The organism is Streptomyces melanogenes (assembly GCF_014649795.1).
GTDB classification, from domain to species: domain Bacteria; phylum Actinomycetota; class Actinomycetes; order Streptomycetales; family Streptomycetaceae; genus Streptomyces; species Streptomyces noboritoensis.
Genome location: NZ_BMTS01000025.1, coordinates 91,306 through 99,052, shown reverse-complemented (window position 1 = coordinate 99,052; position 7,747 = coordinate 91,306). Strand labels below are relative to the sequence as shown.

Genomic DNA, 7,747 nt, shown 5'->3' with positions numbered 1-7,747 from the left:
GGCAGCAACGGCTCCAGCACCGCCCACTCTTCGTCCGTGAGATCTCCCCGTCCCATGAACCGTGATCATCCAACGCTCAAGATCCACTTTCGACACACGGCCTAGGGGCGCGGAGAACTGCGCGAGCAACCCACCACTCAGCCGCAGACGAAGTCCGGGCCACTGCTACCGCAACCGCCGCGTCGCCAGTGCCGTCCCGCCGAACAGGGCCGCCGCCACCACCAGAGACACCCGCATTCCGGGGACGAAATCGCCTGCCACCAGCGCCCCGGACATCGCCACGCTCAGCGCCCCCGCGACCTGGCGGGCCGCGTTGAGGACGCCCGCTGCCAGGCCCGCGCGCTCCTGGGGCAGGGCTTCCATCATCGCGGCCGTGAGGGCCGGGACCGCCAGGCCGCAGCCGAGGGCCAGGGGGATCAGGAGGAAGGCGGCCAGGAGGGGCGGGGTGTCGGCGGAGGGGATCAGGAGCAGGAGCAGGCCCGCCAGGGCCAGGAGCTGGCCGAGCAGCATCGGGCGGCGCGGGCCGTAGCGGTTGGCGAGTTTGCCCGACAGGACGTTCGTCGCCGGGATCAGCGCCGTCATCGGCAGGAACATCAGCCCCGCCACCAGCGCCGACTCCCCCCGTACCCGCTGGAAGTAGAGCGAGAAGACGAAGATCACTCCGTAGAACGCCACGCTCGCCGCCGCGCCCACCGCGACCGCCACCGCGACCGTCGGCGTACGGAACAGGCCGAGCGGGACGACCGGATGGGCCGCGCGCGACTCGATCAGGAGGAAGGCGGCGCCGGAGGCCAGCGCCACACCGGCCGCCACCAGGCGCACCGGGCCCGACTCGATCACCGCGAAGGCCAGCGCGGCAAGGGCCACCACCGCCGTCAGCTGCCCCGGCAGGTCCAGCGGCGCGGGCCGGCGCTCCGAGCGCGGGGCGCGGGTCGTCAGGGCCAGGGCCGCGAGGCCGAGCGGGAGGTTGATGAAGAAGATCCCGCGCCAGTCCCAGGCCGTGGTGAGCGCCCCGCCCGCGACCGGGCCCAGCGCCACCGCGACCGACCCGCCCGCCGCCCACAGCGCCACCGCCCGGGCCCGGCGCGCCGGATCCGCGTACGCCTGGCGCACCAGGGCGAGCGAGGCCGGCAGCACCACGGCGGCCGCCGCGCCCTGCACCACGCGAGCCCCGATCAGCACCCCGAGCCCGGGCGCGAGCCCGCACGCGGCCGAGGCGAGGACGAAGACGACGGTGCCGAGGGCGTACGCCCGGGCCGAGCCGATCCGGTCCGCGAAGGCGCCGGTCGACAGCATCAGCGCCGCGAACGCGAGCGTGTACGCGTCGACCACCCACTGCAGCCCGGACATCCCGCCGCCCAGGTCGGAGCCGATCGCGGGCAGCGCCACGTTCACCACGGACGCGTCAAGGGTGATCAGGGCGAAGCCGAGGAGGGCGGCGGCCAGGGTGAGGCCGGGGGAGGGCGAGCGGCGCGGCCCCCGCCCGGTGGGCCCGTCGGTGGTCAACTGCTCGGCTTCGGGGACGGATTGGCGTACGGCGTTGAGTGACATGCCCTCAGCCTGGCGATCCGCCGCCGGTTACAGTAGTGGCCCGAACGCCATGCATCCGGAGGTTCTGGCCATGAAGTCCGACCGGCGGGCCGTCGACCGGCCGTCCGCCCCCCACCGCGTCGTCGTCATCGCGCCGTCCCCCGTGTCGATGTTCAACCTCGCCATCCCCGAGCTCCTCTTCGCCAAGGTGGAGATCGACGGTGTTCCGGGGTACGAGCTGACCGTCTGCACGCCGCAGCCGGGCCCGGTCGCCACCACCGGCGGGCTCGACCTGTACGTGGGCCGGGGCCTGGACGCCGTGGCGGACGCCGACACGGTCCTGATCGCGGGGACGGGGCAGCGCTACGCGACCGACGCGCCCACGGTGGAGGCGGTCCGCCGGGCCGCCGCCGACGGCTGCCGGATCGCCTCCATCTGCAGCGGCGCCTTCGTCCTCGCCGAGGCCGGACTGCTCGACGGGCGCAGCGCCACCACGTACTGGGAGCTCGCCGAAGAGCTGCGCCGCCGCTACCCGGCCCTCGACCTCAAGGGCGACGTCCTCTACGTGGAGGACGGCAACGTCATGACCTCGTCCGGATACGCGGCCGGGATCGACCTGTGCCTGCACATCATCCGTACCGACTACGGCGCCGCCGTCGCCAACCAGGTGGCCAGGGCCGCCCTGGTCGCCCCGGTGCGGCCCGGCGGGCAGACCCAGTTCACCCAGACCCCGCTGCCCGCCGAGCGCGGTGTGGCCTGCGCCGATACCCGGGGCTGGGCGATGCGCAACCTGGACAAGCCGCTCACCCTCACCGACCTGGCCCGGCACGCGGGGGTGAGTGTGCGCACCCTGACCCGCCGCTTCCACGCCGAGAGCGGGGTCAGCCCGCTGCAGTGGCTGCTGCACCAGCGCATCGAGCGGGCCAAGGAGCTCCTGGAGACCACCACGCTGGGCATGGACCAGATCGCCGAGGCCAGCGGCCTGGGCAGCGCCGACTCGCTCCGCGCCCATCTGGTCCGGCGCACCGGGCTGACCCCGAGCTCGTACCGGGCCAGCTTCAGCAGGCTGGCGACGGCGGGCTGACCCGGGGAACGCCATGGCCGACCCGGGGAATGCGGTGGGCCTCCCGCAGGTTTCACTACTTGAAAGTGACACAACCTCCCCCGAGAGAAATCCGAGAGAAGTGACATGCGCGTCGAGATCTGGAGCGACATCGCCTGCCCGTGGTGCTACATCGGCAAGGCCCGCTTCGAGAAGGGCCTGGCGGAGTTCGCCCACCGCGACGACATCGAGGTCGTGCACCGCTCCTTCGAGCTCGACCCCGACCGCGCCAAGGACGCGGTCGGCCCGGTGATCCCGATGCTGGCCGAGAAGTACGGCCGCACCCTGGACGAGGCCCGGGGCATGGAGGAGCACGTCGCCTCCAACGCGCACGCCGAGGGCCTGGGCTACCTCACCGAGGGCCGCGACCACGGCAACACCTTCGACATCCACCGGCTGCTCCACCTCGCCAAGGCCCGCGGCCGCCAGGAGGCGCTGCTCGACCTCGCCTACAAGGCCAACTTCGCCGAGGAGCGCTCGGTCTTCGACGACGGCGTCCTGCTGGAGCTGGCCGTCGAGGCGGGTCTGGACGCCGACGAGGCGCGGGCCGTGCTCGCCGACCCGAGCGCATACGCCGACGAGGTGCGCGCGGACGAGGCCGAGGCCGCCGCGCTCGGCGCCGGCGCGGTGCCGTTCTTCGTGGTCGACCGCAAGTACGGGATCTCCGGCGGGCAGCCCGCCGAGGTGTTCACGAAGGCCCTTGAGCAGGCCTGGCAGGAGCACACGCCGGTGCTCGCCACGCTCGGTGCCCCCGCGGCCGACGCCGAGGCCTGCGGCCCGGACGGGTGCGAGGTCCCGCGCGCGTGACCCTTTCCGGGCCGCGGTGATAGTCGATTGACCCTGGGGCCGGGGGACCCCAGGGTGGGATCATGGAGATCCTGGAGCCTTTGTCGGGCGACGAGTTCGCGCCCGAGACGACGTATCTGAACACCTCCAGCTGCGGCCTGGTGCCCCGGCGCGCCGTGGCCGCCATCGCGCGGCTCGCCGGGGAGAACGCGGCGGGCACCCGCGAGGGCGCGGGCAGCTTCGACGCGCTGCACGCCGTCCGCGGCTCGTTCGCCCGGCTCACCGGCGTCGGCGCCGACCGGGTCGCGCTCGGCTCGTCGGTCTCGGTGCACGTCGCCCTCGTCGCCCACTCGCTGCCCGCCGGGGCCGAAGTCCTCGCCCCCGAGGGCGAGTTCAGCTCGGTGGTGCAGCCCTTCGCCGTACGCGGCGACCTCAAGATGCGGTACGTGCCGCTGGAGTCGCTGGCCGAGTCGGTACGGCCGGGCACGGCGCTGGTCGCCTTCTCGTCCGTCCAGTCCGTCGACGGGCGGGTCGCGGACCTCGACGCCGTACGGGCCGCCGCGGCCGCGCACGGGGCCCGTACGCTCCTCGACGCCAGCCAGTCGGCGGGCTGGCTGCCGCTGGACGCGGGTGCCTACGACTACACGGTCACGGCCGGGTTCAAGTTCCTCGCCTGCCCGCGCGGCACGTCGTTCCTCACGGTGACCGAGGAGGCGCAGGAGCGGTTGGCGGCGCTGCACTCGGGGTGGTTCGCGGCGGAGGACCTGACCGACAACTACGGGCCCGTGCGGGAGCTCGCCGGGTCCGCCCGGCGGTACGACGAGCCGGGGTCCTTCCTGTCGTACCACGCGGCGGCGGAGTCGCTCGCGCTGCTGGAGGAGGTGGGGATCGAGGCGGTGTGCGCGCACGACCTGGCGCTGGCCGCGCGGTTGCGAGCAGGGCTCGCCTCCCTCGGGCACCGGGCCGTCTCCGACTCCTCGGCGGTCGTCGCCGTGCCCGGGCTGGACGGCCTTCAGCCGGAGTTGGTACGGGGCGGGGTGTACGCGTCCGCACGCGGCGGCAACCTGCGGTTCGCCCTCCACCTGTACAACTCGTCGGCGGATGTCGACCGGGCGCTGGAGGTGCTGGCCGCGGCGCTTTAGGCCCGGTCTTTGTCTGCGGGCCGTCCCCAACTGGTCGCGCAGTTCCCCGCGCCCCTAAATGCGCCCCTGCGGGGCGCCCCGCACCCCGTCAGGCCCCCGGACAGTCCTCCTCCGCCGCCATCGGGCACAAATTCGCCTCCACCTTGTTCAGCAGGCGGGCCAGTTCGGCTCGTTCCTGGGGGGTCAGGCCTGCGAGGGTCTTCTCCTCCAGGTCGTTCCACGCCGCCTCGACCGCCTCGTGCAGCGCGCAGCTGGCCTCCGTCGCCTCCACCAGGGAGGCGCGGCGGTCGGCGGGGTCGGGGCGGCGGCGGACCTGCCCCGCCTGCTCAAGGCGCTGGAGCATCTTCGTCACCGTCGACGGGTCCAGCTCCAGCGCCTTGATCAGCTCGGACTGGCGCACCGCACCCGCGTCCCACAGGTGCATCATCAAGATCTCCTGGCCCGCGTAGAGCCCGGTCGCGCGCAGCAGACGGCCCGCCGCGACGCGGTGCAGCCGGGCCACCCGGGAGACCGCGTGGCTGATCGGGCCTCCGCGTGCCGCGCCCGGGGTGCGGGTCAGCTCCGTACAGAGGGGGTCTTGGCTGCGTGCGTCCGTGGTCATGCCACAACTTTACCTTGGTCGGCCAATCAATGGGTTACAGTGAAGTGCGTCGGATTACTTGGCCGACCAACATAACTCTCCCCTGGAGCTGTCATGCCCACCGCCTTCGACCCGATCGACCTGTCCGGCCTGCGCCTCCCCAACCGCATCGCCATGGCGCCGATGACCCGCAGCCGCGCCTACGGCCCGGGCAACTCGCCCACCGCGTCCACGGCCGCGTACTACGCCCAGCGCGCCGGCGCCGGGCTGATCATCAGCGAGGGCGTCCAGCCGTCCGCCGTCGGTCAGGGCTACCCCGACACCCCGGGCCTGCACAGCGAGGAGCAGGTCGCCGCCTGGCGCGAGGTCACCGACGCCGTGCACGCCGAGGGCGGGCGCATCTTCGCCCAGCTGATGCACGCCGGCCGCATCGGCCACCCCGACCTGCTCCCCGGCGACCTGGTCAACGTCGCCCCGTCCCCGGTCGCCGCCGCCGGGACGATCTACACGCACGAGGGCCCGCAGGACTTCGTCACCCCGCGCGAGCTGACGGACGCCGAGGTCGTCGAGACCATCGGCGAGTTCGTGTCGGCGGCGCGCAACGCCATCGCGGCCGGCTTCGACGGCGTCGAGCTGCACGGCGCCAACGGCTATCTCATCCAGCAGTTCCTGGCGCCCAACACCAACCTGCGCACCGACCGCTGGGGCGGCTCCGACGAGGCCCGCGCCCGGTTCGCCGCCGAGGTCGTCAAGGCCGTCGCCGCCGAGATCGGCGCGGGCCGCACCGCCTTGCGCATCTCGCCCGCGAACGGCTACAACGACATCAGCGAGCCCGCGCCCGAGGCCACGTACACCGCGCTGGTGCGCGAGCTCGAACCTCTCGGGCTCGCCTACCTGCACATCCTGGAGGGCGCTCCCGACCACCGCGAGCTCACCCTGACCCTACGCAAGCTGTTCGGCGGCACGGTCGTGCTCAACGCGGCCACCGACGGCCCCACCGGCCCGGACGCGCTCGCGCTCATCGAGGACGGCACCGCCGACCTGCTCTCGTACGGCGCGCTCTTCCTCGCCAACCCGGACCTGCCGCAGCGCCTGGCGACCGGCGGCCCGTTCAACGCCCCCGACCCGGCCACCTTCTTCGGCGGCGACGACAAGGGCTACCTCGACTACCCGGCGCTCGACGCCGCCGCCGTGGTGGCCTGACGCGGACGAAAACCCGTCGTCACGGCCCGGCCCCGCGGGGGAGGATCGGGCCGTGACCATGGACATCGAGCAGGACGTACGGGTGCGCGCCGCCGCCCGCAACAACGCCGAGTGGTGTGCGGCGCTCTGCCGCGCACACGGCATCACCGGCACCTGGGGCCCGCGCGCCTGGACCAGCGCACGGCGCACCCCGCTGCTCTACCCCGACGCGGTGACCCTCGACCCGGGCGCCGGGCCGCGCGAGGTCGTGGAGCGGATCGACGCCTCGCCGGGCGCCTCGGTCAAGGACAGCTTCGCCGCCCTGGACCTCGCGGCCGACGGCTTCGAGGTCCTCTTCGACGCCCAGTGGATCCACCGCCCTTCGCCCGAAGCGGGTGAGGGAGGCTGGGAACTGGTACGTACGGAAGCCGAGTTGGCCGAGTGGGAGCAGGCGTGGTCCGACGGGGACGGCGGCGGTCTGTTCCCGCCCGCGCTGCTCGCCGACGACACTCACGCCCTCCTCGCGGCGCGGGACGCGGCGGGCCGGATCGGCGCGGGCGCCGTCGCCAGCCGCAGCGAGGCGGTGGTCGGCGTCTCCAACCTGTTCGCGGCCGACGGCGACCTCGACGCGGCCTGGGCCGGCTGCCTGGGCGCGCTCGCCCGGCACCGGCCCGGCCTCGACGTGGTCGGCTACGAGAGCGGCGACGACCTGGCGGCCGCCGTCCGCGCCGGGTTCACCCCGGTCGGAGAGCTCAGGATCTGGCTGCGTCACTGAGCGGTTCGCCGTACCAGCGCCAGGAGTCCTGGTGCGCCAGGTCCGGCAGATCCGCCCGGCCGGTGGCCCACAGCAGCACGCGCCACCGGTCCGGATCCGCCGGAACCTCGCGGAACAGCCGCGCGAGCACCCGGTCGCACAGCCCGCCCGGCGGCGCCCAGGTGACCCCGAGGCCCTCCGCCACGTCGTGGGTGTGCAGCAGCGTCTCGACGACGCCCATCGCCGCGAAGCCCTCCGGGTCCGCGATGCCGAAGCCGTGGTAGGCGCGGACGTCCGGGGACGCCGTGCGGACCATCGCGGTCAGCAGGGCGCCGCTGGCCTCCAGGGTCTGGAGCAGCCCGGCGGGCCCGGCCGTGCGGTCCGCGTGCACCGCGTTGCGCGGCCCGCCGGGACGTTTCGCCTCCCACAGGTACGGCACCTCCCCGTCGAGCGGGGGCTGCTGCGGGCCGAGCTGCACGGCGTACGCGAAGAGGTCGTCCGAGAGGTGCTCGACGGTCTCCCAGCAGTCCCACTCCAGGGACCCCGCCTTCACGCTCCAGTCCGCGGCCAGACCCGCCCGCAGCGCGGTGACCGAGAGCCGTACGGCGTGCTCGACATCGGCCGCGGTGACGGGAGTTCGTGAAGATTCATCAGCCATGAGCCGACCGTAC

Annotated in this window: 8 protein-coding genes; 5 read left to right on the top strand and 3 right to left on the bottom strand. The window is 73.8% G+C overall.

Annotated features, from left to right (window positions below):
* Positions 1 to 165: 165 nt before the first annotated feature.
* On the bottom strand, positions 166 to 1,551 hold the full coding sequence (locus tag IE252_RS35920; RefSeq protein ID WP_190093668.1) for an MFS transporter: 1,386 nt from the start codon (positions 1,549 to 1,551) through the stop codon (positions 166 to 168).
* Positions 1,552 to 1,621: 70 nt separating this feature from the next.
* Here IE252_RS35920 and IE252_RS35915 point away from each other — a divergent pair, with 70 nt between their 5' ends.
* From IE252_RS35915 to IE252_RS35905, 3 genes are all read left to right on the top strand, one after another.
* Entirely contained in the window at positions 1,622 to 2,614 is a 993-nt protein-coding gene (locus IE252_RS35915) for a GlxA family transcriptional regulator (protein ID WP_373298669.1), read from the top strand.
* A 105-nt stretch (positions 2,615 to 2,719) separates the two neighbouring features.
* A complete protein-coding gene (locus tag IE252_RS35910) occupies positions 2,720 to 3,439 on the top strand; it encodes a DsbA family oxidoreductase (protein ID WP_190093667.1) in 720 nt (239 codons plus the stop codon).
* Between the two features lie 62 nt (positions 3,440 to 3,501).
* On the top strand, positions 3,502 to 4,560 hold the full coding sequence (locus IE252_RS35905; RefSeq protein ID WP_190093666.1) for an aminotransferase class V-fold PLP-dependent enzyme: 1,059 nt from the start codon (positions 3,502 to 3,504) through the stop codon (positions 4,558 to 4,560).
* Positions 4,561 to 4,648: 88 nt separating this feature from the next.
* Here IE252_RS35905 and IE252_RS35900 read toward each other — a convergent pair whose 3' ends face one another.
* Positions 4,649 to 5,161, bottom strand: coding sequence for a MarR family winged helix-turn-helix transcriptional regulator (locus IE252_RS35900; protein ID WP_190093665.1), 513 nt, complete (start codon positions 5,159 to 5,161; stop codon positions 4,649 to 4,651).
* 93 nt (positions 5,162 to 5,254) lie between these two features.
* Between IE252_RS35900 and IE252_RS35895 the strand changes: the two genes are divergently transcribed.
* Positions 5,255 to 6,343, top strand: coding sequence for an alkene reductase (locus tag IE252_RS35895; protein ID WP_190093664.1), 1,089 nt, complete (start codon positions 5,255 to 5,257; stop codon positions 6,341 to 6,343).
* A 58-nt stretch (positions 6,344 to 6,401) separates the two neighbouring features.
* Positions 6,402 to 7,097, top strand: a complete 696-nt coding sequence (locus IE252_RS35890; RefSeq protein ID WP_190093671.1) for a hypothetical protein — start codon at positions 6,402 to 6,404, stop codon at positions 7,095 to 7,097.
* On the opposite strand, the gene IE252_RS35885 is transcribed toward IE252_RS35890, so the two are convergent.
* Positions 7,075 to 7,734 carry a hypothetical protein gene (locus IE252_RS35885; RefSeq protein WP_190093663.1) on the bottom strand — a complete coding sequence of 220 codons (660 nt, stop codon included), beginning with the start codon at positions 7,732 to 7,734 and terminating at the stop codon, positions 7,075 to 7,077. The genes IE252_RS35890 and IE252_RS35885 overlap by 23 nt on opposite strands.
* Positions 7,735 to 7,747 lie beyond the last annotated feature (13 nt).

Bases quoted from the DNA above. Each gene is read 5' to 3' on its own strand.
- IE252_RS35905 (WP_190093666.1), top strand. From the start codon at position 3,502: ATGGAGATCCTGGAGCCTTTGTCGGGCGACGAGTTCGCGCCCGAGACG.
- IE252_RS35920 (WP_190093668.1), bottom strand. From the start codon at position 1,551: ATGTCACTCAACGCCGTACGCCAATCCGTCCCCGAAGCCGAGCAGTTG.
- IE252_RS35890 (WP_190093671.1), top strand. From the start codon at position 6,402: ATGGACATCGAGCAGGACGTACGGGTGCGCGCCGCCGCCCGCAACAAC.
- IE252_RS35895 (WP_190093664.1), top strand. From the start codon at position 5,255: ATGCCCACCGCCTTCGACCCGATCGACCTGTCCGGCCTGCGCCTCCCC.
- IE252_RS35915 (WP_373298669.1), top strand. From the start codon at position 1,622: ATGAAGTCCGACCGGCGGGCCGTCGACCGGCCGTCCGCCCCCCACCGC.
- IE252_RS35900 (WP_190093665.1), bottom strand. From the start codon at position 5,161: ATGACCACGGACGCACGCAGCCAAGACCCCCTCTGTACGGAGCTGACC.
- IE252_RS35885 (WP_190093663.1), bottom strand. From the start codon at position 7,734: ATGGCTGATGAATCTTCACGAACTCCCGTCACCGCGGCCGATGTCGAG.
- IE252_RS35910 (WP_190093667.1), top strand. From the start codon at position 2,720: ATGCGCGTCGAGATCTGGAGCGACATCGCCTGCCCGTGGTGCTACATC.